Source organism: Bradyrhizobium diazoefficiens (genome assembly GCF_016616885.1).
Lineage (GTDB): Bacteria > Pseudomonadota > Alphaproteobacteria > Rhizobiales > Xanthobacteraceae > Bradyrhizobium > Bradyrhizobium diazoefficiens_F.
The window spans coordinates 3,791,520-3,814,021 of sequence record NZ_CP067102.1; the positions used below are offsets into that span (position 1 = coordinate 3,791,520).

The following is a 22,502-nucleotide window of genomic DNA, read 5'->3' on the forward strand; positions in this document are numbered from 1 at the left end:
CGCTTCACACTCCATGATGACGGCTTTGGCGGCTGGCATTGGCGACCAGCTCCAGCACGAAGGTTTCGGCTGCGCTCGCCGCGGCTCGTGCGCCGTTCGCTGCGGCCGAATCGAACCCGATGATCCGCGCGTCGATATCTGCGGCGTGGAGCGCGGTGATGAGATCAGCCGGTGAGTCCTCGCGATCCTGACACCGCACCACGAGCCGGATAGCAGCTGCGGCGCGGACGGTGCGAAACGACAGCGCCGTACAAGGAACGGCAATCGCGAGGAGGCCGGCACAGTCGATGGCTCCCCGCAGCACCAGCTCGAGCGCGGCGCGCGCCGTCTTGCCCTCTGCAAGCAGGATCAACTGGTGTGCCTCCAGGTCTTGCCGCGCCAGCTCAGCGGCAACGCCGTGCAAAATCTCATCGGGCAAGTCTTTACCGGGAAGGGCACCGCGGACGGAAACGATGGACCACGAAGCGAGTGGCGTCAGACGGCGCCAGCGGCGTAGCTCCTCAGGCGTCGCGACCAGCGAGGGGTCCGGCCCGGCAATGACTGCGACGGTGACCTTTACGGTGGTGCGTGCCGGTCGCGCGGCGATCCCGTAGGGCAAGCGTATTGACATGGCTTGAGATTGGGCATCGCGGGTCTATTATTCAAATGAATTGACTTAATTCCCAAATTCACGTTGTGCATCGAAGCCCATGAGACTCCGCAACCTCGATCTCAATCTGCTCCTGGTGTTCGACGCGGTGCTGCGGGAGCGCAGCGTGGTTCGCGCCGCAGACAGCCTCGCCATCAGCCAGCCGGCCGTCAGTCACGCGCTCAACCGGCTGCGCCATGCGTTGAAGGACAAGCTGTTCATCCGCACACCCGCGGGAATGAGCCCGACCCCCAGAGCCGAGCAGCTGGCGCTTCCCGTTCGCAAGGCACTCAACGAGCTGCAGCTCGCGGTCGAGGGTGACACCTTCGACCCCTCCACGGCGGACCGGCGGTTCACGATCGCGGTGAACAACTATGCAGCCGTGGTCGCGGTGGGGCCGATCTTGGCCGCGGTGCGCGCGCAAGCACCGAGCGTGCGACTGTCACTCGTGCCCAGCGGGACCCTGAATCTCGCGGATCGATTGGACCGCGGCGAGCTCGATCTTACATTGTCGGGGCGGGTCATCGATGGTGAACGGTTCGCCTCGCAACAGCTCATCGAAGATCGCTTCGTGGCCGTGCTCCGGAGCGGCCATCCGACGCTTCGAAAGCGGTTGACGGCGGGGGTGCTTGCCGAACTGGGGCATCTGGGAATCAGCTCAAGCGGGGAGAATTTGGAGTTTATGGATGCGTTCTTCAAAGCAAGGAAGAACGCCCGCTTTGTCGCCTCTGACGTGCCCTATCTCTCCGCAGGGGCGGTTCTGGTGCAATCGAACCTGGTCGCGATCCTCGGACGCAAGCTGGCGCTGGAGTTCCGCCGCGCCTATCCGATCGAGATCAGGGAGCTGCCATTCGAAGCCCCAGTTCTGCACAGCGTGATGAGCTGGCATCGGCGCTTTGACGATGTCCCCGCCCACCGATGGTTGCGTAGTACAATTATCGGAGCCGCCACCACCTTATGAGGTGCGGATGCATCTGGCGGGAAGCAGGTCCGATCTCGTGCCGGTTTGGGTCCTCCGCCTTGAACGGCTCTCGTGGTCCTGAAATGCACCCAATCGTTTCACCCATATCGCTAAGCCATTGAAACCGCAATAAATGCAACCGCCCTCCGAGCGCACCAAACCCAATAAGCCATTGATACGAAAATATTTTCGCGGTTCCGGTATTTCCACATTGTTACTCACCGCGAATGTTAGTTTTGTTTCGCGAAGTCTTCCTTGTTTGATCCCGCGCGTCTTGGTGCGGTGCTTGCTGTTCCGGTCGTCGCATCCTTATTTTTGAACCGACGCACCGCGAAAACCATCATCTCCTCACGTGGCGTAGCCCAGCGTAGAAATCTGCGGGCTCACTCCGATCACCCTGCCAACACTTGATTGAACTTGTCGTACTCGAACGCGCGGGCCACGTGCGAGCGCTTGGTCGCCGTTGTTGTTCCATTGAAGAGTGCGTCACGAAACCCTTCGGTGAGTTCTTTATCGGTATCGATCGGTTTGCTTGATCGGGAGAATTCCGCCCGTAGATCAGTTCTCGGCGGCTTTCGTTTGACGTTTCCTAGTTTTAAGGGTGGTGGTTGGCGTTGGATCGTCGTCGTCATCGCCAAGAGCGTCTAAAGTTTCTGCCTCGATTTCAAGACTGCCGGCTTCAAATTTATGCGTCGGCAGCGAGCTGACGGACGCCCGAATGTCACACCCACTATGGTCACGGCCTTCAACACTCGGCGACTGAAATGGTCTGATCAAGGACAAGATGCCGGCGGCAGCGCCGCGAAAGGATCGAGCACGCGCACGCCAAGCGGCGCGAAATGCTTCAGATTCTGCGACAGGATCGTCAATCCGTGCTGAAGGGCGGTCGCGGCGATGATGATGTCGGCGAAACCCGGTGCTTGCCCTTGCCCGCGCGCGCGGTCCGACAGGGCTCCTGCATATCGAGCGGTCGCGGTATCGAAGGCGAAAATGCGCTCACCATAAAGATGCAGCAGCGTCTCGAGCCAAGCGGCGAGATCGGCCGCTTTGCGTGTCGCGCCCTCGCGCCGTACCTTCGCTATGCCGTCCTCGATCTCCGCGACGGCCACGGCCGATATGTAGAGCTGGGCGGAATGGTTATCCATCCAGGCGATCAATGCGGGCGATGCCGATCTCGACGGCGCAGCCGCTGAAATCACATTGGTGTCCACCAAATACAAGACGACTAGAACTCGGTCTGACGCAACGGTGTGGCGTCGCGCAGCGGCAGATCGTCCGGCGTGAGCGGCGCCGCCATCAGCAGGCGGCCGAAGGAGGGCACTTGCGACAGCCGCTGCCATTCCTCATAGCTCAGGATTACGGCCTCTCGCCTGCCGTGCCGCGTGATGACGGCTGGCTCGCCGCCCACGGCGTCATCGACTAGCGCCGACAGGCCGGACTTCGCATCCCGAAGTTGAATTTCACGCATAATGGTACCCTGTTCAGATGTGACTACAGTAGTCATAATCTGCCTTGGCATAGAAATCAAGCCGCGATCCTATCCGCCACCTCTCCACGCTTGGCGGGCGGGGCGAAGCCGGCGCACCCGGTGCCCTATCGTTCACAGAAGAAGCTGCCAACGCCTACGCTGGCACGGCCCGCAAACGTTCGGGCGCCGAACGCGACGCCTACGCGACCGTCTACCGCAAAGCGGCGCCCGCGCCGATTTACAATGCGGGCTGGAGCGGTCGGCTGTCATGTTGCAAATACAACCTTGCGCCGAACGCGGGCGTGGCACGGCGCCCACATCCAGACATTGAGCCCCTCGCTATGTTCGCGCGGGTAGCGTTGCTGGGTTGCAGTGTGACCTTGATGCAACAGTGGACCCGAGATCGCGGGATTGTCGCGCCGGGCCGACTGAAGGTCGCGTCCGGTCCTGGTCGGCATTCCGGGCTGCTCGTAAAACAGCCCTCGGCCAGTGATCGACTGGTCGCAGCCGCCGTGTGGCAAAGTGACGCCTGAACCTGGAATGGAAATGTCGACGAACAGCTTTTCGGCGGGCGCGAACAGGATGATCAGTCAGCGCATTCTGCCGCTCCGGCTGTCTGCCTTGGGCACCAGCTCACTCGTAGCGCTGAGCCTGCTCGCCGTGACGCCTTCGTCCCGTGCAACCGACTGGACCGGGACCACTTCAACGGATTGGTTCACTGGGACAAATTGGTCGGCCGGCGTTCCGACAAGCGGCTCGACGGTTTTTGTTGATACGACGAGTCCAAATCCGACGGTGATCGGAGCCGCAGGCGCCCAGAGTCAGTTTCTCGTGATCGGAAACTTGGCGAGTGGTAGTCTGACGATCCAGGGCGGCGGCACGCTTAGCAGCGCCATTTCCGATCTCGGCTCTAGCGCGCCCTCCACGGGTACGGTCACGGTGGACGGCGCGGGTTCGTCCTGGACCAGTTCCGCAGGCATTTACGTCGGTGTGGTCGGTGCGGGCACCCTCAACGTGCAGAACGGAGCTGTTGTCAGCAGTGTGACGGGGACGCTCGGCAACAGCGCGGGTTCGACAGGTACAGCCAACGTGACCGGGGCCGGCTCGTCCTGGACCACGACTGGCGATCTGACGATGGGCCTCAATGCCACTGGTACGCTGAGTGTTCTGGCCGGTGGCGGGGTGAGCAATGCCTCCGGCTTCATTGGGAGCAACCTGGGGTCTACGGGGATTGTCACCGTGAGCGGCGCAGGGTCTTTGTGGACCAATAGCGCAGTTCTCTACGTCGGCAGTGGCGGCACTGGAACGCTGATGGTGCAGAACGCGGGCGGCGTCACGAGCGCGTCCGCTTTGATCGCTGGAAACACGACCGGCGTAGGTCACGCGACTGTCGACGGAACCGGGTCGGTCTGGACGAATGCCGCCAACCTGGGCATCGGTAATTTCGGGCATGGCACGCTCGTGGTCCAGAACGGCGGCGCGGTCAATACCGGCACCGCGTCGATTGGCTTGGCCGCCAATTCGGTAGGCACGCTGACGCTTCAGAGCGGCGGCACCTTTACTGCGACCAGCGTGAACATCGCAACGATCGCAGGCTCGACCGGCACGCTGAACATCGGCTCGGCCCTCGGCCAGGCTGCGGCGGCTGCCGGCGTGCTGAATGCGCCAACCGTTGCGTTCGGCGCCGGCACCGGGCAGATCGTGTTCAACCATACTTCGTCGAACTACGCGTTTGCGCCGGCGATTTCGGGCGCCGGATCCGTCGTCGTTGCCGCGGGCACGACCATCTTGAGCGCCAACAACACGTATACCGGAATGACGACCGTCAACGGCGGCACGCTGGAGGTCGACGGCTCGATCGCGGCATCCTCGCTGACGACCGTCAACGCCGGCGGCACGCTGTCCGGCAGCGGCACGGTCGGCAACACGTCGATCAATGGCGGCACGCTGGCGCCGGGTGCGAGTGGCAATGCGTTCGCGCCGCTGGCCATTCAGGGCAGCCTGACCTTCACCGCCGCTTCCACCTACCTGATCCAGGTGTCTCCGACCAGTGCCGGACTGACCAACGTCGCGGGCGCATCCGGAACGGCGACGCTCGGCGGCGCAACGGTCAGCGCGGTGTTTGCACCCGGCAGCTACGTGAATCGCCAATACACCATCCTGACGACGGCCGCCGGCGTCAATGGGACCTTCAATCCCACCGTGGTCTCCAACAATTCGAACCTACAAACGACGCTCGCCTACGACGCCAAGAATGTCTTCCTGAACGTCAGCCTGTCGTTCGTGCCGTCGGGCGGCAATCTCGACGGCAACCAGCAGAGCGTCGCCAACGCGCTCACGGGCTATTTCAACGCCAATGGAGGAATTCCAGGGGTCTACTCAGGACTGACGCCAGCCGGTCTGACGCAGGCATCGGGTGAACTCGGGACCGGCGCGCAGCAGACGACCTTCAATGCCATGAGCCAGTTCACGGGGCTGCTGACTGATCCTTTCCAGGACCGCGGCAGGATGGACGCGAGCACGGGCGCGCCGGCGTTCACCGAGGAAAGTCGGATGCTCGGTTACGCAAACGACAAGCGCCCGGCTGAACGCGAGGCCTATGCGATGTTCACCAAGGCGCCCCTGGCGCAGAGGTTCGAACAGCGCTGGAGCGTGTGGGGGGCCGGCTTCGGCGGAAGTCAGCGGACCGACGGCAATGCGAATGCCGGCAGCAACACCACCAGCAGCAGCCTCTATGCCACCGCTGTGGGCGCGGACTACCTGTTCTCGCCGCACACCATCGCAGGCTTCGCGCTCGCCGGTGGCGGCACGAATTTCAGCATCAACGGGCTGGGCTCGGGCCGCTCCGATCTATTCCAGGCCGGAGCCTATCTGCGCCACGTCGAAGGTCCGGCCTATATCTCCGCCGCGCTTGCCTATGGCTGGCAGGACATCACCACTGACCGCACGGTCACGATCGCCGGCCTTGACCGCTTGCGGGCCGAGTTCAAGGCCAATGCCTACTCAGGGCGTATCGAGGGCGGCTACCGGTTCATTGCGCCTTGGCTGAACGGCGTTGGCATCACGCCCTATGCGGCCGGGCAGTTCACCACCTTCGATCTGCCGGGCTATGCCGAGAGCGTCGTAGCCGGAGGCGCCGCCTTTGCGCTCGCCTACGGTGCGCGCAGTGTCACCGATACCCGCAGCGAGCTCGGCCTGCGGACCGACAAGTCGTTGGCAATGCCGGATGGCATCCTGACCCTGCGCGGGCGCTTGGCTTGGGCGCACGACTTCAATCCGGACCGTTCGATCGCCGCCACCTTCCAGGCGCTGCCCGGCGCCAGCTTCGTCGTCAGCGGCGCCCGGCAGGCCGGCGATTCCGCGTTGACGACGGCGGCGGTGGACTGGCGCTGGCTGGGCGGCTGGTCGGCGGCGGCCAGCTTTGAGGGCGAGTTCTCCAACGTCACCCGTTCCTACGCCGGCAAGGGCGTGGTGCGCTACGCGTGGTAAGGAACGAAGGTGACAGGAACAGCTTGCGCGACCAAGTCATGAACAGCACCCGTCGCGGGTGCTCTTCATCGCTTCGACGTGGATCGTGCGTCCCCGTGCGCCCGACCTCCATGCCGGATTGGAATCTTGCGCGAACTATCTGCGATGCTAGCAGCAAGCTCGCGACATCTCGAATTCGAACAGGCCAGAGGCTACGCGATGGCCAAAATAAGGGAAGCCATCGCCGCCGTGGTGGGCGGATGATCATGTCCCGCGTCTGTCGCGCAGCGTCGCAGCAGGATTACGTTGCACCTTATTGCTGCGAAATGCCTTGAAACCTCGGGCAGGGCACGGTGGCACCCACCACCATGCGTGATTGTGCGGCGGTGAGACACTCGAACAAAATTCGATTCAGCGCCACTCGCGCAACGGGTGGCTCAACTCCGAGCACGTTCGACCTTCCAACCGGTCTCAGCCCGCGGCGTCCTTGACCGCCGCTTCAAAGGTCTTTGCTTCAAAGGCCGGCATGCTTTGGATTCGGCCCAGACCCTGGTTGGAATACCAGACGGAAAACGCAAGAACCGCCTCCGGCTTCGGGGCATCGACGACGTCGACGAAATCGTAGTAGCCCTGCGTGTAGTGGATCGACTCGATCTTGATGCCGAGTTTGTCGAGCTTCGCCTTGGCCTTGCTAACTCGCTCCGACTGCTTGCTTGCCCACTCCGGGCTTAGATTTCCGAGCAGCACATATTTCATGACCGCCTCCACGGCAGGTGTTCATTTTGCGCGAAGGAGATTGCAATTATACGCCCTTTCACTGGGCGCGCCACCGCCGGGACGTCAAAACCACTTGGCGGAGCGCTCGTCCAGCGCTCAGGTCATGGTGGAACTCGATGCCATGGTCGATTTTCACGACATCAGCTCGAGATCCGACTTGAGTGCAACCAGGAAGCGAGCGGCTTCGCCCCCGGTCACGATGCGATGATCAAAGGTGAGCGACAGCGGCAACATGCGCCTCACTGCAGGCTGGCCTCGATGCGCCACCGCCCGCGGGGAAATCCGTCCCGCTCCTATGATGGCCGCTTGCGGCGGCACAATGATCAGATTGGCAAACCGGCCTCCGATCATCCCGAAATTCGACAGCGAAATGGTCGCGCCGCGCAGCTCCTCCGGGGGAATCGAGCGCGCGATTGCATCAGCCCGCAGGCGGTCGAGACCGGCCCGCAAATCCGATACGCTGCGCTCTGCGACATTGCGCAACACGGGAACGATAAGTCCCCCCTCGGTATCGACGGCAATCCCGAGATCGACGCGCGGAATCAGGCGACGCTCTCCCGTGGTGGAATTATACGAGGCATTGAGCGCGGGTTCGGCCTTGCAGGCGACGGCGATGGCCCGCACCAGCCGGATTGTCACGTCCTCGCCCGTCGGCCAGTCGTCGATGTCGGCTTCATCCGTCACGGTGGCGGGGACGATTTGCGCGTGAGCTGCCGTCATGCGTTGGGCCATTGCGCGTCGCATGCCGCGGATGGGCTCGGCGAACCCGGATTCGGGCGTGCTCTTCGCAGCCCGTTCGACATCGGCCCGCGTGATCGTGCCGCCGGGCCCCGTGGCCTCCACGCTCTCAAGATCGACATCGAGCTTGCGCGCGAGCGCGCGCACAGCGGGAAACACCTGGGGCTGTTGCCCGGTCGGTCGCTCGAGGGAAATTCCTGCAGCTGGCGGATGTTCGTCCCTGCCCAGTTCGCCGACAATCGTGCCGGTGTCCTGCTCGGCGCCCTCGGCAAACTCGAGAAGCGGCGCGCCGACCTTCACGATGTCGCCCTTGTTGCCGAACAGGTGCGCGATGCGTCCGCTCGACGGCGATGGTATCTCAACGACCGCCTTGTCGGTTTCCACGGAGAGGAGCGGCTGATCGGTGACGACGTGATCGCCCTCGGTGACATGCCAGGTGACGATCTCCGCCTCTTCAAGACCTTCTCCCAGGTCCGGCAGCACGAATTGGCGCATGGGACAATGTCCGTCGGGATTTAGCTGAATTGGCACACTTTGCGTGTTGCGGTCGTGATGCGTTCAACAGAAGGCATATAGTGTTGCTCGAGGCGTGCCATCGGGATGACGGTGTCATAGCCGCTCACACGCGTCACCGGCGCGAGCAACGAGGACAGGCCACGTTCTGCGATCGTCGCGGCAATCTCGCCCCCAAATCCGCCGGTGCGTGCCGCTTCGTGCACAATGACGCAACGGCCGGTCTTCGCGACCGAACTGAGCACGGTGTTTTCATCATAAGGCTTCAGGGTGGCAAGATCGATGACCTCTGCAGCGATGCCCTCGGCGGACAGCGCATCGGCCGCGGCCATGGTCTCCTTCAACACCGCGCCCCAACTGATCAATGTGACGTCGCGACCTTCCCGCAGGACAAAGGCACGATCCAGCGGCAAGGCTTCGCCATTGTCCTCCACCTCGCCTTTCGCCGCGCGGTACAGCCGCGTTGGCTCCAGAAACACCACCGGATCTGGATCGCGGATCGCGGCGAGGAGAAGACCGTAGGCGCGTTCCGGCGACGAAGGCATGACAACTCGCAAGCCGGGAATGTGGGCGAGCATCGCCTCGGTGCTTTCGGAATGATGCTCAGGCGCGCGAATGCCGGCCCCATGCGGCGTGCGCAGAACCATCGGGCAGGTGAGGCGCCCCTGGGTGCGATTGCGGATTCTCGATGCATGGTTCACCAGTTGATCCATGCAGGGATAGACAAATCCCATAAACTGGATCTCGCCGACGGGTTTGAGCCCCTGCGCCGCCATGCCGACGCAAAGACCGCCAATGAGGAGCTCGGCAAGCGGCGTATCCAGAACGCGCTCCGAGCCAAAGCGCTTCTGCAGGCCCACGGTGGCGCGGAAGACGCCGCCGTCGACGCCGATATCCTCTCCGAGAACGACCACGGCTGGATCATCCTCCATCGCGCGTCCGAGCGCCAGGTTGATGGCTTCGACCAACGTTATCTCAGTCATCGTGCTCTCCCGAGAGTTCACGACGTTGCGCGGCGTAGGCCTCGGGCAGGTCGGCATAGAGGTGATCGAACATGGTCTCGGGACGGCGTGGCGGCGTCGTCAGATAGCGCTCGACCGCCGCCTCGATACGCTCATGGCACTCGGCTGCCAGCTGCTCCTCGTCTGCCTTGCTCCACATTTTTTGGCGAACAAGATAAGACCTAAGCCGCGCAATCGGCTCTTGCTTCCAATGAGCCTGGACTTCTTCCGCCGAACGATAGCGGGATGCGTCATCGGAGGTTGTATGATCGCCGAGCCGGTAGGTGACCGCCTCAATGAAGCGAGGGCCTTTGCCGTCGCGGGCCGCGGCAATGGCTTCTGCGGCCGCAGCGCGTAGCGCCACAACGTCATTCCCATCTACCTGCTCGCCGGTGAAGCCGGCGGCGATGGCCTTTTGCGCCAGCGTTTCCGCCCTGGTCTGCAGCCGCAACGGCACCGATATGGCCCATTGATTGTTGACGGCGACGAACACGATCGGCAATTTGTGCACGCCGGCGAAATTCATCGCTTCGTAAACATCGCCTTTCGAGGTGGCGCCGTCGCCGAACATGCACACGGCGACACGCGGTTCCTTGCGCAGCTTGAAGGCATAGGCGACGCCGGCGGCATGCGGTGCCTGAGATCCGACAGGGACGCAAAACGGGAAATCATGCACCGGCCCCGAGAAGTCATTGCCGCGCTCGTCCCCACCCCAAAACAACAGGATCTCCTCCAACTTGACGCCACGCCAAATCAGGGCGCCGTTGTCGCGATACGAGGGGACCAGCACGTCTTCTTCTTGCATCGCACTCGCCATCCCGACCGAGACTGCTTCCTGGCCGAGCGAGACCGCATAAGTCCCGAGCCGGCCGGTGCGCTGCAATGCGACAGCCTTTCGGTCAAAATGCCGGAGCAGCACCATGGCGCGGTACAGCGCGACAAGCAGCTTGGCATCGGTGGCGAAGGTGGGAAGCGGCCGGTTTGCCGAGCCGTCTGGCGCGAGGTAGTTGCGGCGGCGCACCTCGAAGCGCGCGATCACGGGGAGCTCTTCGCTTGCTCTTTTGCTGGCCACGCTCGCCCTCCTGGAGCAATGAGTGCCTGCCTCCCAGAGCTCATTTGGTGCATGTGCCGTGACGATGCAATACTGTGGCTGGCCGCCTCGCCGTTGCGCGCGGTTGCACCATCAAAATTGAAAAGCACCGCCGGCCTCGATAAGGCACCTTAGCCTCGGAGCGCTCCAGCTATTCGGCGCCTGGGTCGACGGCGCCATGCCCTCGCGGGCAGAAATCGAACGGAACATCAAGCAGGTTGCTCATCACTGCGGCAAGAACACCAGCAGCCAGGCGCCCGCGGCCACACATGCAATGCCGGCAGCGCGCGCGACCCATCGTCCGACCGGCGCAAGTTTCTCCAAAAGGACAAGCAGCGCCAAAAGCGCAATCCAAAGCACGTTCATCACGCCGCCTACGAACAAAAGCGCCATCAAAACCCAGCAGCAGCCGACACAATAGCCTCCGTGTCGAAGCCCCAGCAGCAGGCAGCCGCGCGGGCGGTTCTGAAAGCCGCCGTGGCGCATCAGGAACTGAAGCGGCGACTGGCATTGGGCGAGGCAGACGTCCTTGAGCGGCGTCCATTGATAGACTCCGGCCGCGATCAGTACGATTGCGCCGAGAAGGTTGCTGGCGACCGCCATCTGGAAATCCAGCAAGGCGGCCCGCTCGATCACCCATTGGAGAAAGGTGGCGGCCAGCGAAAAGCTGCTCCACGCGAGGAGATAACCGGCCGCAAACCAGCCGGTCGCGGCGAACGGCTTGCCCTGCGCTTTGCCCTGTCGACCCACGCGGGCGTACATGAGGATCATGGGCGCTGCCGAGGGCGCCATCATTCCGATCATCATCACCGTCCACATCAGCAACACATACGCGAACTCGATCGCTCGCCATGGCTGGTTGGCCGGCAGCATGATGCCGATCCCGGCCGGGATCATCCGGAACCCGGTCATGTCCATGCCGCCCATGTTCATGTCGTTGGCGAGCCAGAGCACATAGCTCCAAGCCAGCGCGACAATGACGCCGATCGCGCCGCCGATGACCCAGCGATCGCGCCGCAGCACGATTTCCAGGGCGCTGTCGGTCATTTGCGATTGACGTTGCCGGCCTCGTCGCACGGCCGGTATCAGGAGGTGCATTAAGCCTGGTTCGACCAGCGGATCGGCGCATAGAGGCCATTCTTGCCGGAATTATCCCAGCGCATGCCGTGATCGCTGAACGTATTGCCGGGGGCGCCGACCGCCATGACCATGTTGTCCGGGCTAACCGGATGCCCGATGTTCGCCCACATTTCGCCGCTCGGATGCATGGTCGGCAATGGATCAACGGACATGTGCAGAATACCCGGGATCTCCGCGGACCGCGTCTTGCCGTCGATTCGGAATGTGATCGGGACCTTGCGGACCCCCAGGTTCTTGCTGATCAGCGGTGTGAACGCGGCCATCGGACCACCGGCGGCGCCGGTGAAGATCGCAGCTAGAGCCTCGGTCTGCTCATCGTTGGCGCGCTGATCGATATAGGCGGCCACCGACCAATCTCCGTCTGCCATGACCCCAGGTGCGTGGAGGATAATCAGGACATTGAGTCCATCGAGCGCGATGTCGCCATAGCGGCCGCTTTCGATGTGGAAGATCAGCGGTACGTTACAGAAGCCCTCGGTCGGTCGCGCGGTCAACGGAGGGGCCGCAGACACGAGGCAGGGACACACGATGCTGCAACTGCAATTTTCGAAATAGTCACCGGAAAGGTGCCATGGGACATCTGCCATCGCTCTCTCCCGCTAGGCCGAACCCGATAGATTGCTTTCGAATGAGCTACGTATAGTTGAAAGCTACGCTGCGCGGCGATGTCCCGCAAGCCATTGACATTTCAATACGTGCGACCGCCTTCCGAGCGCACCCACACTCCCTTGAAATTTCAGAAGTTTTTGGCCCGTAGGGCGCGCATCGGCGCGACCGCTCCACAGGCTGTTCACAGGGATATGCCGGGCTATTTCACAGCTTCCGCTGGCCGGAGAGGTGAGATGGTCGGCAAGAGGTTTCGGCGTTCCGGGAAGGGCTAGTCGAAGAGGCGGCGCAGACGCGCCAGCGATCAGGTCCCATCCCTAGCCGTATTCCTCGCCGATCCCGTATTCCCGGTAGATCTCGAGCGGGTCGAGGTCGGGGAACAGGCGGCACTTGGCCTGGGCGAGATGCAGGGTCACGGCCGCCGGCTCCTTGCCGTTCGACAGCATTTTCCGGATATCTTCCATATGCGCGCTCGGCTGGTGCTTGGCCTCGAGCTGCTCAAGCGCGACCAGCGCGGTTGCGAGCGCCTCGGTCAAAACCCAGTCGTCGTGGCCCGTGATTCCCTTCTTCGGCATCGGCAGACCCCAATCCGCAAGACCTCACGTATGGTAATGGCAGCAGTCTACCGCAGCTTCCATCGAATCTCCATCGAGCCGCGGCGGCGTGGGACGAGGCGAGGGGCGCGCTCTCGCTTGCATTATGGCGGCGCGTGGCTAAAACGCGGCGGCACGCGGGCGATGGTATCTTTGTTGAAACAAAGTTGGCGTAGACGGGCCTCGCGCGACCCCTCTCGGCTGGAGCCAGCATGGTCTTTCTAAGCTTCGTCTACCGCTTCCTGACCAACTTTGCTTTCATGGCGCTGGTCTATTTCAGCCTGAACTTCATGGAGAAGTATCAGAACCGGGCAATCCTCGCGATCCTGGTGCTGGTCTATAGCGGCATGCGCGCGGCCTCGACGCTGCGCGCGTTCTACTTTTTCCAGAAGATCGAGAAGCTGGAAGCCGAGACCAAGCGGCTGCAGGCGCCGATCAATGACGGCTCGGGCGGGACCAGCGCGCGCAAGCAGGTCGTGATGGATGTCGCGCGGCTGCGCCGTGACGGCGAGCTCAAATCCTATATGGACCTGTTCTTCCTGGCGCTGATCGTGCTGCTCTGCGTCGCCAACATCATGCGGCAGTAACAGGTCTTACTCAGGCGCGCTTCTTCACGCTGGTGGCGACGCGGGGCGCCGTGCTCTTGGCTTGAGCTGCGTGCTTCGGCGCCGCGTGCGCAGCATGGGCGGTTCGCCGTGCCTGCATCTTGGCCGCCTTGCCTTTGCCGGCGCGCGGCGGTTCGGCTGCCATCGCGAGCCGGGTTGCGGCGCGTCGCGACAAGGTCGCCGACAGCAGCACCTCGACCGAGCCCTCGGGGATCGCGAACAGATCGCGTCCGGGCGCGGGCAGGGTGGCGGCGACATCGGCCTGGGCCATGGTCTTGCGCGGCAACACCAGCGGCTGGTGCGCGGTCTGCGTGTTGAGATCGGCGAGGCCAGGCGCAGGCAGCGTCGCGGCCTGCGCGAATACGAAGTTCGGCACGGAAGGCCAGCGCGCGATCGGCGTCGTTTCCGTCGGCGGATGCAGCAGCCACTCCACGGCCGTCGTCGGCGTCGCCGACTGGTTGACTGTCGCGGGCACCACATGAACGATGCGATAGCCGCGTGCCTTCAGGTCGCGGATGATCTTTGGCAGTGCCGCCACGGTGCGGGCCTGGATGTCGTGCAGCAACAGGATACCCTTGCCCTTGGCCTCCAGCCGCTGGATCGCGAGCTGGTAGACGCGATCAGGCGACACATGCCGCCAGTCGTCTGCCGGAAAGTCGGCGCTCCACACCTGGATGCCGCGCGAGATCAGATAGTTCTCGACGCCTTCGGCGCGCATCAGACCGGGAATGCGAAAAAAGGGCGCAAGTTGGGATGACGGATCGGTCATCGCCGCCGATGTCCACGCAATACCGCCGTTGACCTCGGCCTCGATCTTCTCGATCGGCATTTTGTCGAATGTCAGCGGATGGGTCATGCTGTGCGTGCCGACCGTGTGGCCCGCCGCGACCAGCTTGCGCACGCCTTCCGGGCTCGCCTTGGCCTGTTCGCCGATGATGAAGAAGGTCGCCTTGATGCACTCGTCGGCGAGGATCTTGAGCACCTGGTTGGAATATTTCGGCAGCGGACCGTCGTCGAAGGTCAGCACCACCTCGTGGTCCTTCAGCGGTAGCGTCTCACGGTACTGCATGGTGCCGATGCGCGGATGCTCATGCGGATCGACGACAAGGGTGCGGGAGGTGCCGAGCGCGTCGGGATGTCCCGGGCATTCGGCGGCGAAGGCGGCCTGCGACGCCGTGGTCAACAATCCCAGAAGCAGGACGGCCCACGATCGCGTCCGAAAAGCAACGCTACTGCCGATCATGAACCCGGTCTGCCCTCATGCGCGATTGGCGTCATATTCCTTAGGTCGGAACTATCCCGAAACGGTTCAGGCGCAGGACCCGCTCAATCATTGCATGGGGTAGCATGAACAGAGTGTTAATAGGGCTCAAATCACCCCAATTTGGTCAGGCGTGACATTCCGGCATCAATGCGCGTCGGCGTTCTTCTGTGACGTGTCCGCCGGCACGATGTGGACCACGTGAAAGCCGTTTTCCCGCAAATACCGCAGGAAGGCCGGCATCATGGCCGCAGTACGCGCCTGGGGATCGTGGAACAGGATGATGCCCTTGCCGGCGGCGGCGATGCGCTCGGTGATGAGCTTCAATTCCTGTTCCGGCGTCATGTCGTTCCAGTCGCTGGCCCAGAGATCGGCGCCGAACACGACGATGCCGCGCGACTGGAGCAGATCGAGCTGGGCTGGCGTGGACTCGAAATAGGGGAAGCGGAAGAACGGTGTCGACGGCGTCGTCGTCGAGACCCCGTGCAGCGCCATCTCGTCGGTGGCGATGCCGCGGTCGATCTCGTACTTCGCCGCATCGGCCGGGATCCGCGCCATGTGCGGATGCGACCAGGTGTGGTGGCCGATCGTGTGACCCTCGCGGGCGATGCGCTTGACCAAATCAGGATATTCGGCGGCGCTCCGGCCGACCAGGAAGAAGGTTGCGCGCACGCATTCCTGCGCCAGCGCCGCCAGGACCTTGGACGTCATCGGCGGACGCGGGCCGTCGTCGAAGGTCAGCACCACCTCGTGATCTGCGAGCGGCAGCGTCTGCGGGAAGCTCTTCAAGCCGACGCGCGGGGTTGTCTTGGCATCGACGCTCAGCACTCGCGACGTGCCGAGCGTATCGCTGCGTGGGCAGTCGGCGGCCTCGACTGAGCCGATCGCGGTGAGGGCAGCGAGAGCCGGGCCCGCAATGATCGAGGTCCATTTCGGTCGATGCATCTTTGCCATTGCGCTCGCGATTGCCTTGTGGGTATTGCCTGACCGTCAGCCCAAATTATCAACCTGTCAAACGGCGAGGCGTACCATGGATGAACATATGGATGACGCCGCTTCCCCCGAGGCCTTGGTACTCGACCACGTCCCGATGCGCAATGAAGACGGCGAAATTCGGCACGAATTCGTCGAGGAAATTGCCCATGCGATCGAGGCCGCCGACAGTGCTGCGCTGCGCGCCTGCGTCGCCGATCTGCACGAGGCCGATCTCGGCGATCTCATCGGGGCGCTCGCACCCGACGATCGTGTCCGCCTGGTCGAGCTGACGGGCCGCGACTTCGATTTTTCCGCACTGAACGAGGTTGACGAGGCCGTCCGCGAAGAGATCCTCGACGAGCTGCTGCCCGAGACGGTCGCCGAGGGCGTCCGCGAACTGGAATCCGACGATGCGGTCGAGCTGCTCGAAACCCTCGACCAGGACGAGCAGGAGGAGATCCTCGAGAAGCTGCCGCTGCGGGAGCGCGTCGCGCTCGAGCGCAGCCTGCTGTATCCGGAAAACTCGGCCGGAAGGCGCATGCAGACCGAGTTCATCGCCGTGCCGCAGGATTTCACGGTCGGGCAGGCGATCGACTACATGCGCGATACGCCCGATCTGCCGGACCGCTTCTACGAGATCTACGTCGTCGACAAGGACCAGCACTGGCAGGGCGCGGTTCCGCTGGATGTGCTGCTGCGCGCGCGCCGCCCGGTGCCGCTGGCCGAGCTGACCGACGAGGATCGCCGCCGCGTCTCCGTCCTGGAGGACCAGGAGGAGGTGGCGCGCATGTTCGGCAAGTACAACCTCGTCGCAGCGCCGGTGCTCGACACCCAGGACCGTCTGGTCGGCGTCATCACCGTCGACGACGTCGTCGACGTCATCGAGGAAGAGGCGGACGAGGACCTCAAGGCGCTCGGCGGTGTCACCAGCGACGAAGAGCTGTCGGACACGTTTCTCACCATCGCGCGCGGCCGCTTCAACTGGCTGCTGATCAACCTCGCCACGGCGTTCCTGGCGTCTTCCGTGCTCGGCCTGTTCGAGGGCCAGCTCGAACAGATGGTCGCGCTCGCCGTGCTCGCGCCGATCGTCGCGAGCCAGGGCGGCAATGCCGCGACCCAGACCATGACGGTCGCGGTGAGGGCGCTCGCGACCCGCGAGCTCGGCTCCTCCAACGCCTGGCGCGTGGTCGTCCGCGAGGCGCTGGTCGGTCTCATCAACGGCGTCGGCTTCGCCGTCATCACCGGTATCGCCGCGGTGGCCTGGTTCAAGATCCCGGGCCTCGGCATCGTCATCGGGCTCGCGATGATCTGCAACCTGATCGCCGGCGCCCTCGGCGGCATCCTGATTCCGATGGCGCTCGAACGCGTCAGGGCCGATCCGGCGGTGGCGTCGGGCACGTTCGTGACGACGGTGACGGACGTCGTCGGCTTCTTCTCCTTCCTCGGCATCGCCACGCTGTGGTTCGGGTTGAAGTAGGGGCACGAGACCATCTTTAATCCCACCTTAAGCGTGCTGCCGCATGATCCCTTCCGCTTGGGAGAATGAGCATGCGGTTGCGGCTGAAGGCGGACGGGCGGGTCGTTGAATTGCGGGACGGGCAAGAGTTTCCCGTCCAGCCGGTCACGTCTGCGGCCGAGACTTCGCCGGCGGAGGCCGGTTCGCTCGTGGTGCGCGATTTGCGTCGACGCGCCTGTCTCACCCAGATGGAGTTCGCCGCCAAGCTCGGCGTGCCGGTCGAGACCATCCGCAACTGGGAGCAGGGCAAGCGCGCCCCGCGCGGACCCGCTCGCGCACTGCTGGCCGTGATCGCGCATGCGCCCGACACGGTGTTCCAGGCGCTTGCCAAAGCCTGAACGCCTGACGCGAACCTCCCGTTAGCATTGCGGCTTAAGATCCGGCTCCGAGGTTGGCGTCCGCCGTTGCACTCTGGCGGACCGGGCCCATAATGATGCCAGTGATGACATTTGGGGCTGCCGCAACAGAGAGAATTCCTCATGCTGTTCGTCGAGGCCAATGGCGCAAGAGTCCCGGCGATCGGGCTCGGCACCTGGGAGCTGAGCGGCCGGACCTGCGCGCGCGTGGTCGAGCAGGCGCTGCGGCTCGGCTACCGCCACATCGACACCGCCCAGGTCTATGACAATGAACGCGAGGTCGGCGACGGATTGCGCGCCTCCGGCGTTCGCCGCGACGACGTCTTCGTCACCACAAAAGTCTGGACCAACCATTTCGCACCTCACGATCTCGAACGGTCGGTCAAGGAGAGCCTGGTGCGGCTGCGGCTTCCCGCCGTCGACCTGGTGCTGCTGCACTGGCCCAATTCTCATGTGCCGCTGGAGGAGACGCTCGGCGCGCTGGCGCATGCCAAGCGGATGGGCCTGACACGCCACATCGGCGTCTCCAATTTCACGGTGGCGCTGATCGAGCAGGCGGTCGCGCTGTCACCCGAGCCGCTCGTCTGCAACCAGGTCGAATATCACCCTTATCTGGATCAGGCGAAGGTGAGAGCGGCCTGCGACCGGCATGGCATGGCGCTCGTTGCCTACAGCCCGATCGCCAGGGGCCGCATCAAGGCCGACCAGACGCTTGCCGGTATCGGCCGCGCCCATCACAAGACACCGGCACAGATCTGCCTGCGCTGGCTGGTGCAACAGAATGTGTCCGCGATTCCCAGAACTTCGCGTGTCGAGCGTCTGTCGGAAAATATCGAGATCTTCGATTTCGAGCTCTCGGATGACGAGATGGCTGATGTCGCCGCGCTCGCCAGCCCCAAGGGCCGCCTGACCGATTTTGGCTTCGCGCCGAAATGGGATTGAGGGGAACCTGCTGTATGCTACGAGCAGGCCGGCAACCCAAGATCGGGCGATGGAACTGCGGAAGATCATACGGACGGACATTGCGGCGTCAGCCATCGCGCATCTGACGCTGGTGGCGCTGATCATCGTGATCAGCGAGGTCCATCCGTTTCATTCCGCACCGCCCGAGACTGTCGCGGTCGATATCGTCACGCCGGAGCAGGTGAAGCAGGAGGAGGCCAAGGCAGAGGAAAAGGCAGAGGAAAAGGCCGAAGAGAAGGCCAAAGACGAGGCGAAGGAGAAGCCGCCGGAGCCGCCCCCCGAGCTGAGGCTGCCGAAGCTGGATCTCAACGACAAGCCGGACCCTGCCCTGAAGCCTGCGCCGGCCAAGGAAAAGGCGCCGCAATCATCGCCACAGAAGCAGGCCTCGCACGAGCCGCAGCAGAAGCAGCCGCCGCCACAGCCATCGCAGGCGCCACCGCAACAGCCGCCGCCTCAGCTTCAGGCGGCGCAGCCGCCACCTCCGGCGATGCCGCAGCCGCAGGCCGCGCCGCCGGCTTATCGGGCGCCGGAGCCTGATGTCACCGTCAAATACGGCGTGATGCTGGGCCTGCCGCCCGAATTGCCGCTCGGGCCGAAGGACGCGCCCAAAGACGGGCTCAAGGATGACGGCGGCGATGCCAAGGATTCGATCGGCGCCAAGTTGCCGCCCGAGGTCATTGCCGAGCTTCGCCGGCGCCTGAGGAGCTGTTCGAAACTTCCGGCCGGGGTCGCACCGACCGATGCCGTGCACATCAAGCTGCGTGCGGTGCTCGCCACCGACGGCACGCTGGCGCGCCCGCCGATCCTGATCGAGGCCCCGCCGTCTGCGAAGGGCGTGGCCATCGTGAAGTCCGCGATGAGCGCGCTGCAGGATTGCCAGCCCTACAAGATGTTGCCTGTCGACAAGTACGACGAATGGAAGGTGATGGACCTGTCGTTCACGCCGGGGGATTTCGGGTCTTAGCCGGTGCAAATTGCCTGTCGAGCAAAACACCGCGAATGCTGTCAATCCCGTCTCGTAAAAATATTCCGCTTTACCGAAATTAGGAAATGACGTATGTCTTGCGGCATCCCGGCTCATCCTTGAGGGGCGATCGTACGTCGTCACGAATTGCGAGGCGGGCTTGCGGTGGACGCGGCAGCGTCGGCGCGAGAGGTGCGGGCAGGGCGGGTAGTCCCTGTGAGCCCGCAACCGCGTGCGGATGAGCGGCGCTGTTCAGTTCGTCTCGCCAACATTTCGATGGCTACGTGCACGATGCCATCGAACCCTGTGGCAACAGACGAACGCGCGTACGGCAAAACCGTGTGGTCCTGGCCGTCGTTGCTACGGTCAAGCCTGTCGCGGAGGTGTGGAGCGCCCAACCGGGTCAACCGCATCGTCAATTCGCGGGGCGAGGGAGGCCAGAAGGAACTCGGCTCCCGGGAGAGCACGGCATAAGCCGTCAACCCATCGCGCAGGGAAGGCCGAGTGATTGGCACCACCTGTATGCTGCTGTGCGGTTCTTCCTGCGTGTGCTTTTCGCGCAGTGGACCGCGGGTGCGAGGTCAGCACCCGGCCTTCCCTGCGCCCTCTTGGAGATGAGGGTCGCGTGGTCAAGCAAAGCTCGGGCGGATTGCGCCGCGAGAATGCGAAGGTGTGTCTGGAGCCAGAAAATGCAGAACTCGAGGAAACGCACAAAACTCTACGACCGTCACCCTGAGGTGCGCGCTCTGCGGCGCAACCGCGCCGCGGAGCAAGCCTCGAAGGGCGACGGCCAGGGTGCATCCGGGCCGTTCATCCTTCGAGGCTCCGCCTGCGATGCATTCGCATCGCAGGCCTCGCGCCTCAGGATGACGGATGAAGAGAAGCACGCGCTACCAATTTCATCCCTGATGACCGCGCTTCGGCGCCTCGTCCACGACCACATCCGGCGCCATCGCCGACCATGCGCTCGATGCAAACTGCCGTCGCCAGGTCACGATCACCACGGCGGCCGTGGTCACGAACAGCACCCAGGGGCTGACGAACCAGCCGAGATAGCCGAGCGCGAAGAAGAAGGCGCGCTGGCCGCGGTTGAAGTGGCGGCCGGCGGATTCGAACACGCGCGTGGTGCGGATGACATGGGCCTCGGCCTCCGGCGTGTCGCGTTGCGCAGCCGGCGGCATGCCGCCGTAGAGGATCGCGACATAGTTGAACAGGCGATAGGCCCAGGCGAATTTGAAGAAGGCGTAGACGCAGATCAGCACCAGGTTGCCCAGAATGGTGATGGCGTCGTTGGTCGCGTGCAGCAGCGCCAGCGCGCCGCCGAGCGCGAACAGGCTGGTGGAGGCGAAGAAGGCGGTGCCGTTCTGCAGCGAGGCCATGATCTGCATGTCGACCATGCGCGCGTCGCGGTCGAGCAGGCGGCGGACCCAGACCTCGCGATAGCGGTTCATCCGCGCCGACAGGCTGTCGCGGCCATAGGCGGAATGCTCGAGCGTGGCGGCATAGACCAGCCATTCGATGATGAAGAAGCCGACGGCGGTGATGTCGACCCAATGCCTGCTCATGTCTCTCTCCTCGCGAGGATCGCAACGATTGCCACGCGGGTTGAGTTGCGGCAACGATTGATTGGCGGCAGGTGATGGCGTTAAAAGCAGCCGCATCCAGTGGACGCACGGAAGGACCAGTGACATGGCAGCTCTCAAGCTCGCGACCGGCAACAAGAACTACTCGTCATGGTCGATGCGGCCCTGGCTTGCGCTGCGCGCCAACGACATCCCGTTCGTGGAGACGGTGATCCCGCTCTACACCGACAATCCCGCGGACAAGGAGCAGATCCTGTCCTTCAGCCGCGCCGGCAAGGTGCCGGTGCTGGTCGACGGCGACATCACGGTGTGGGATTCGCTCGCCATCATCGAATATATCGCCGAGCGTTATCCGGAAGTGAAGCTGTGGCCCGATGACGTCGCGGCCCGCGCCTTTGCCCGTTCGGTATGCGCCGAGATGCATTCCGGCTTCACGGCCTTGCGCAACGAATGCGGCATGAACCTGCACCGTCCCGTGCGTCCCGTGACGCTGTCGGCGGACGCCAAGGCCAATGTCGCGCGCGTGCAAGAGATCTGGCGCGCGTGCCGGACCCGCTACGGTGCCGGCGGGCCGTTCCTGTTCGGCCGCTTCGGCGCGGCCGATGCGATGTACGCGCCGGTCGTGCATCGCTTCCGGACCTACGCCATCGAGGTTACGCCGGAGACCAAGGCCTACATGGACACGATGATGGCGATGCCGGCGTTCCAGGAATGGACACGCGATGGCCTCGCCGAAACGCTTGTCATCGAAAAGTTCGAGAACGTGTAGTCGGGATTGTGATTGAGCGCCGCTTGACGGCATGCAGGCTTGCGGCGCTCAATCTGGTGAAACGATCGGCAAGAAGAGGGGACGGATATGGGAATTCTGGACTCGCTGGAGAACAATCCCGCATTGCGCAGCGCGCTTGGCCAGCTCGGCGCCGCCGTCCTGCCGGCCGTGATGAACGAGGTGCTCGGCAGCAACAACCAGGGCGGCTTGGGTGCGATTGTCGCAAAGCTCCAGCAGGCGGGCTTTGGCGACCAGGTCAAATCCTGGCTCGGTAACGGCCAGAACCTGCCGATCTCGGCCGACCAGCTCCGCGCCGTGCTCGGCAACGACACCGTCCGCCAGCTTGCGGCGCGCTACAACATCCCGGTCGACCAGCTGGGCGAGATCCTGGCCCAGGAGCTGCCCAAGGCCGTGGATCAGGCAAGCCCGCAGGGCCATCTGCCTCATGGCGCCTGAGGCCTGGTTCCAGCGGTAGTCCAGCTCGGCTGTGTTCCCATTATCGTCCTGAAAAGACTTCAAAATTGGTA

At 63.7% G+C, this 22,502-nt stretch carries 23 protein-coding genes; 9 read left to right on the plus strand and 14 right to left on the minus strand.

Annotated features, from left to right (window positions below):
- Positions 1–4 precede the first annotated feature (4 nt).
- Entirely contained in the window at positions 5–610 is a 606-nt protein-coding gene (locus tag JJC00_RS17465) for a hypothetical protein (protein WP_246774245.1), read from the minus strand.
- A 79-nt stretch (positions 611–689) separates the two neighbouring features.
- Here JJC00_RS17465 and JJC00_RS17470 point away from each other — a divergent pair, with 79 nt between their 5' ends.
- Positions 690–1,589, plus strand: coding sequence for a LysR family transcriptional regulator (locus JJC00_RS17470; RefSeq protein WP_200473720.1), 900 nt, complete (start codon positions 690–692; stop codon positions 1,587–1,589).
- 392 nt (positions 1,590–1,981) lie between these two features.
- Here JJC00_RS17470 and JJC00_RS17475 read toward each other — a convergent pair whose 3' ends face one another.
- The 3 genes from JJC00_RS17475 to JJC00_RS17485 all read right to left on the minus strand — a co-directional run bounded on the left by JJC00_RS17475 (position 1,982) and on the right by JJC00_RS17485 (position 3,057).
- Positions 1,982–2,221, minus strand: a complete 240-nt coding sequence (locus JJC00_RS17475) for a hypothetical protein (protein ID WP_200473721.1) — start codon at positions 2,219–2,221, stop codon at positions 1,982–1,984.
- Between the two features lie 141 nt (positions 2,222–2,362).
- A complete protein-coding gene (locus JJC00_RS17480) occupies positions 2,363–2,809 on the minus strand; it encodes a type II toxin-antitoxin system VapC family toxin (protein WP_200473722.1) in 447 nt (148 codons plus the stop codon).
- 5 nt (positions 2,810–2,814) lie between these two features.
- The gene (locus tag JJC00_RS17485) at positions 2,815–3,057 is read right to left on the minus strand and encodes a type II toxin-antitoxin system Phd/YefM family antitoxin (protein ID WP_200473723.1); all 243 of its coding nucleotides are present in this window, start codon (positions 3,055–3,057) and stop codon (positions 2,815–2,817) included.
- A gap of 843 nt (positions 3,058–3,900) precedes the next feature.
- Here JJC00_RS17485 and JJC00_RS17490 point away from each other — a divergent pair.
- The gene (locus JJC00_RS17490) at positions 3,901–6,546 is read left to right on the plus strand and encodes an autotransporter outer membrane beta-barrel domain-containing protein (protein WP_200473724.1); all 2,646 of its coding nucleotides are present in this window, start codon (positions 3,901–3,903) and stop codon (positions 6,544–6,546) included.
- Positions 6,547–6,996: 450 nt separating this feature from the next.
- On the opposite strand, the gene JJC00_RS17495 is transcribed toward JJC00_RS17490, so the two are convergent.
- From JJC00_RS17495 to JJC00_RS17525, 7 genes are all read right to left on the minus strand, one after another.
- Complete coding sequence (locus JJC00_RS17495; protein WP_200455469.1) at positions 6,997–7,281, minus strand: GYD domain-containing protein; 285 nt, start codon at positions 7,279–7,281, stop codon at positions 6,997–6,999.
- 153 nt (positions 7,282–7,434) lie between these two features.
- Positions 7,435–8,535: a dihydrolipoamide acetyltransferase family protein gene (locus JJC00_RS17500; protein ID WP_200473725.1), complete on the minus strand. Its 1,101-nt coding sequence runs from the start codon at positions 8,533–8,535 to the stop codon at positions 7,435–7,437.
- 20 nt (positions 8,536–8,555) lie between these two features.
- Positions 8,556–9,536, minus strand: a complete 981-nt coding sequence (locus JJC00_RS17505) for an alpha-ketoacid dehydrogenase subunit beta (RefSeq protein WP_200473726.1) — start codon at positions 9,534–9,536, stop codon at positions 8,556–8,558.
- Positions 9,529–10,593 carry a pyruvate dehydrogenase (acetyl-transferring) E1 component subunit alpha gene (gene pdhA / locus JJC00_RS17510; RefSeq protein WP_246774246.1) on the minus strand — a complete coding sequence of 355 codons (1,065 nt, stop codon included), beginning with the start codon at positions 10,591–10,593 and terminating at the stop codon, positions 9,529–9,531. Before pdhA ends, JJC00_RS17505 begins: the two co-directional genes overlap by 8 nt.
- A gap of 276 nt (positions 10,594–10,869) precedes the next feature.
- Positions 10,870–11,691 carry a DUF2182 domain-containing protein gene (locus tag JJC00_RS17515; protein WP_200473728.1) on the minus strand — a complete coding sequence of 274 codons (822 nt, stop codon included), beginning with the start codon at positions 11,689–11,691 and terminating at the stop codon, positions 10,870–10,872.
- 50 nt (positions 11,692–11,741) lie between these two features.
- Complete coding sequence (locus tag JJC00_RS17520; RefSeq protein ID WP_200473729.1) at positions 11,742–12,371, minus strand: DUF1326 domain-containing protein; 630 nt, start codon at positions 12,369–12,371, stop codon at positions 11,742–11,744.
- A 336-nt stretch (positions 12,372–12,707) separates the two neighbouring features.
- On the minus strand, positions 12,708–12,965 hold the full coding sequence (locus JJC00_RS17525; protein WP_200473730.1) for a hypothetical protein: 258 nt from the start codon (positions 12,963–12,965) through the stop codon (positions 12,708–12,710).
- Between the two features lie 230 nt (positions 12,966–13,195).
- On the opposite strand from JJC00_RS17525, the gene JJC00_RS17530 reads away from it, so the two are divergent.
- Positions 13,196–13,570: a hypothetical protein gene (locus tag JJC00_RS17530; protein ID WP_200473731.1), complete on the plus strand. Its 375-nt coding sequence runs from the start codon at positions 13,196–13,198 to the stop codon at positions 13,568–13,570.
- 10 nt (positions 13,571–13,580) lie between these two features.
- Here JJC00_RS17530 and JJC00_RS17535 read toward each other — a convergent pair whose 3' ends face one another.
- Positions 13,581–14,831: a polysaccharide deacetylase family protein gene (locus JJC00_RS17535; protein ID WP_200473732.1), complete on the minus strand. Its 1,251-nt coding sequence runs from the start codon at positions 14,829–14,831 to the stop codon at positions 13,581–13,583.
- A gap of 165 nt (positions 14,832–14,996) precedes the next feature.
- On the minus strand, positions 14,997–15,803 hold the full coding sequence (locus JJC00_RS17540) for a polysaccharide deacetylase family protein (protein WP_200473733.1): 807 nt from the start codon (positions 15,801–15,803) through the stop codon (positions 14,997–14,999).
- A 76-nt stretch (positions 15,804–15,879) separates the two neighbouring features.
- Here JJC00_RS17540 and mgtE point away from each other — a divergent pair, with 76 nt between their 5' ends.
- The 4 genes from mgtE (at position 15,880) to JJC00_RS17560 (ending at position 19,623) form a co-directional block, all read left to right on the plus strand.
- Positions 15,880–17,301 carry a magnesium transporter gene (mgtE, locus tag JJC00_RS17545; protein ID WP_200473734.1) on the plus strand — a complete coding sequence of 474 codons (1,422 nt, stop codon included), beginning with the start codon at positions 15,880–15,882 and terminating at the stop codon, positions 17,299–17,301.
- A 65-nt stretch (positions 17,302–17,366) separates the two neighbouring features.
- Positions 17,367–17,678: a helix-turn-helix domain-containing protein gene (locus tag JJC00_RS17550; protein WP_200473735.1), complete on the plus strand. Its 312-nt coding sequence runs from the start codon at positions 17,367–17,369 to the stop codon at positions 17,676–17,678.
- A 141-nt stretch (positions 17,679–17,819) separates the two neighbouring features.
- On the plus strand, positions 17,820–18,638 hold the full coding sequence (locus tag JJC00_RS17555; RefSeq protein ID WP_200473736.1) for an aldo/keto reductase: 819 nt from the start codon (positions 17,820–17,822) through the stop codon (positions 18,636–18,638).
- Positions 18,639–18,687: 49 nt separating this feature from the next.
- A complete protein-coding gene (locus tag JJC00_RS17560; RefSeq protein WP_200473737.1) occupies positions 18,688–19,623 on the plus strand; it encodes a hypothetical protein in 936 nt (311 codons plus the stop codon).
- A gap of 899 nt (positions 19,624–20,522) precedes the next feature.
- Here the strand turns inward: JJC00_RS17560 and JJC00_RS17565 are convergent.
- The gene (locus JJC00_RS17565) at positions 20,523–21,188 is read right to left on the minus strand and encodes a DUF599 domain-containing protein (RefSeq protein ID WP_200473738.1); all 666 of its coding nucleotides are present in this window, start codon (positions 21,186–21,188) and stop codon (positions 20,523–20,525) included.
- Positions 21,189–21,312: 124 nt separating this feature from the next.
- On the opposite strand from JJC00_RS17565, the gene JJC00_RS17570 reads away from it, so the two are divergent.
- Together JJC00_RS17570 and JJC00_RS17575 are read left to right on the plus strand one after the other, a co-directional pair.
- On the plus strand, positions 21,313–21,975 hold the full coding sequence (locus tag JJC00_RS17570; RefSeq protein WP_200473739.1) for a glutathione S-transferase family protein: 663 nt from the start codon (positions 21,313–21,315) through the stop codon (positions 21,973–21,975).
- Positions 21,976–22,062: 87 nt separating this feature from the next.
- Entirely contained in the window at positions 22,063–22,431 is a 369-nt protein-coding gene (locus JJC00_RS17575; RefSeq protein WP_027530082.1) for a YidB family protein, read from the plus strand.
- The last annotated feature ends 71 nt before the right edge of the window (positions 22,432–22,502 follow it).

Excerpts from the sequence above, each read along its gene's own strand:
- JJC00_RS17465 (WP_246774245.1), bottom strand. The coding sequence starts at position 610 with ATGTCAATACGCTTGCCCTACGGGATCGCCGCGCGACCGGCACGCACC.
- JJC00_RS17470 (WP_200473720.1), top strand. The coding sequence starts at position 690 with ATGAGACTCCGCAACCTCGATCTCAATCTGCTCCTGGTGTTCGACGCG.
- JJC00_RS17475 (WP_200473721.1), bottom strand. The coding sequence starts at position 2,221 with ATGACGACGACGATCCAACGCCAACCACCACCCTTAAAACTAGGAAAC.
- JJC00_RS17485 (WP_200473723.1), bottom strand. The coding sequence starts at position 3,057 with ATGCGTGAAATTCAACTTCGGGATGCGAAGTCCGGCCTGTCGGCGCTA.
- JJC00_RS17495 (WP_200455469.1), bottom strand. The coding sequence starts at position 7,281 with ATGAAATATGTGCTGCTCGGAAATCTAAGCCCGGAGTGGGCAAGCAAG.
- JJC00_RS17500 (WP_200473725.1), bottom strand. The coding sequence starts at position 8,535 with ATGCGCCAATTCGTGCTGCCGGACCTGGGAGAAGGTCTTGAAGAGGCG.
- JJC00_RS17505 (WP_200473726.1), bottom strand. The coding sequence starts at position 9,536 with ATGACTGAGATAACGTTGGTCGAAGCCATCAACCTGGCGCTCGGACGC.
- JJC00_RS17515 (WP_200473728.1), bottom strand. The coding sequence starts at position 11,691 with ATGACCGACAGCGCCCTGGAAATCGTGCTGCGGCGCGATCGCTGGGTC.
- JJC00_RS17520 (WP_200473729.1), bottom strand. The coding sequence starts at position 12,371 with ATGGCAGATGTCCCATGGCACCTTTCCGGTGACTATTTCGAAAATTGC.
- JJC00_RS17525 (WP_200473730.1), bottom strand. The coding sequence starts at position 12,965 with ATGCCGAAGAAGGGAATCACGGGCCACGACGACTGGGTTTTGACCGAG.
- JJC00_RS17530 (WP_200473731.1), top strand. The coding sequence starts at position 13,196 with ATGGTCTTTCTAAGCTTCGTCTACCGCTTCCTGACCAACTTTGCTTTC.
- JJC00_RS17535 (WP_200473732.1), bottom strand. The coding sequence starts at position 14,831 with ATGATCGGCAGTAGCGTTGCTTTTCGGACGCGATCGTGGGCCGTCCTG.
- JJC00_RS17540 (WP_200473733.1), bottom strand. The coding sequence starts at position 15,803 with ATGGCAAAGATGCATCGACCGAAATGGACCTCGATCATTGCGGGCCCG.
- mgtE (WP_200473734.1), top strand. The coding sequence starts at position 15,880 with ATGGATGAACATATGGATGACGCCGCTTCCCCCGAGGCCTTGGTACTC.
- JJC00_RS17550 (WP_200473735.1), top strand. The coding sequence starts at position 17,367 with ATGAGCATGCGGTTGCGGCTGAAGGCGGACGGGCGGGTCGTTGAATTG.
- JJC00_RS17555 (WP_200473736.1), top strand. The coding sequence starts at position 17,820 with ATGCTGTTCGTCGAGGCCAATGGCGCAAGAGTCCCGGCGATCGGGCTC.
- JJC00_RS17560 (WP_200473737.1), top strand. The coding sequence starts at position 18,688 with ATGGAACTGCGGAAGATCATACGGACGGACATTGCGGCGTCAGCCATC.
- JJC00_RS17565 (WP_200473738.1), bottom strand. The coding sequence starts at position 21,188 with ATGAGCAGGCATTGGGTCGACATCACCGCCGTCGGCTTCTTCATCATC.
- JJC00_RS17570 (WP_200473739.1), top strand. The coding sequence starts at position 21,313 with ATGGCAGCTCTCAAGCTCGCGACCGGCAACAAGAACTACTCGTCATGG.
- JJC00_RS17575 (WP_027530082.1), top strand. The coding sequence starts at position 22,063 with ATGGGAATTCTGGACTCGCTGGAGAACAATCCCGCATTGCGCAGCGCG.